The following is a 1683-nucleotide window of genomic DNA, read 5'->3' on the forward strand; positions in this document are numbered from 1 at the left end:
GTTCCCTTTGCCCCGGTGAGGTCGTCTCCAAGTGCTAACCGGTACTTTTCTGCTATTGCCTCCAGGGTTTTCACTACCTCGGGGAACTGTTTCTGCACATCCAGTGTTTCTCCCGGATCACGCCGCATATCATATAAGGCCAGGGGCACATTTACTTCCGGTTGTGCTCCCGGAAAACCGTCGTACCCCGGCAGATTTAATTTATATGTTCTGGCTTTATGCGGAAGCACCAGTTTCCATGGCCCCTTCCGGATAGCCTCAAGGCTATTCACCTGGTAATACACAGCCAACTCATCCCTGGGATTTGCTTCCGGTTCATTAAATAATAACGACTTCAAATCTACACCGTCAATTTTCCTGACAGGCAAAGCCGCCCCGCATAAATTTGCAACAGTAGGCAACAAGTCTATTGTGGAAGCCATTTTATTGCAAACACTACCGCCAGGAATTTTTCCCGGCCAGCGCATTATACACGGCACCCGCACGCCCCCTTCCCAGGAGGTCCCCTTACCTTCACGTAAACCACCGGTATTGCCTGCATGGTTACCGTACGACAACCACGGGCCATTATCACTGGTAAAGATCACCAGGGTATTATCCGATAACCCATTCTCTTCCAACGTTTTTAATACCTGGCCAACAGACCAGTCTATTTCTTCCACCACATCCCCAAAAAGGCCATCCTTACTTTTTCCTTTATGCTTATCGGAAACCGCAATAGGCACATGTGGCATACTATGCGCCAGGTAAAGAAAAAATGGCTGTTGCCTGTTGCTTTTTATAAAACGGCAGGCCCTTTCTGTGTAGAGCGTGGTAAGCTGCGACTGATCTTCCAAAGATTTAATATACCTCAGTGGCTTATTCCCTTCAATCAGTGGTAAAGGCGGATATTTTCTCCGCGGATGCGTAGACGTATCTGCATATGGCTTCCCATCATAGTGCACGGGCCACATATCATTGGAATAAGGCAGGCCCAGGTACTCATCAAAACCATGCTGTAAAGGCAACCAGGGCTCCCTGCTTCCCAAATGCCACTTACCCACCATCCCGGTGTGATAACCCTGCGCTTTCAGAACAGATGCAATGGTTTGTTCCGCCGTATCCAACGCAATAGGCGACCCCGGCGACAAAGCGCCATGAATACCTACCCTGTTCGGGTAACAGCCGGTCAGTAATCCCGCTCTGGAGGCAGAACAAACTGCCTGCGCAGCATAAAAATAAGTGAAACGCATGCCCTGTGCGGCCATACGGTTTATATTAGGAGTGTGCCAGGGCGTGCCGGCAAAACATTCGAGGTCACCATACCCCATATCATCCATGAAGATAATTACGATATTCGGCTTTTTTGCAACCGGTAAAGGCGCTGTAAAACTGAAAGATACAGCTGCCAATATGAATATACTCAGGCAAAAAAAGGCGTTTTTCATTCAGGATGTTTGACAATAAAAAATGGTGAGTATAAAAATATACATCTTCCGGATATTTCCCAGAAAAATTTACGCGGATTTTGTCTGACTCAGGATTAAACTGATTACACTGATTACCCTGATTTTGATTTTATGAATTTGAAAATAGTTTTGGGCGATAGAATTGGATTACCCGGAGCGGATTTTGTCTGACTCGGGATTAAACTGATTACGCTGATTACCCTGATTTTGATTTTATGAATTTGAAAATAGTTTT

1 protein-coding gene is annotated in these 1683 nt (G+C 46.3%); it reads right to left on the reverse strand.

What is annotated here, in order from left to right; genetic code table 11:
• On the reverse strand, positions 1-1427 hold a 1427-nt coding region (locus VN105_RS09455), incomplete at its 3' end, for a sulfatase (protein ID WP_325640176.1).
• Positions 1428-1683 lie beyond the last annotated feature (256 nt).

The organism is Chitinophaga sp. (assembly GCF_035564935.1).
Lineage (GTDB): Bacteria > Bacteroidota > Bacteroidia > Chitinophagales > Chitinophagaceae > Chitinophaga.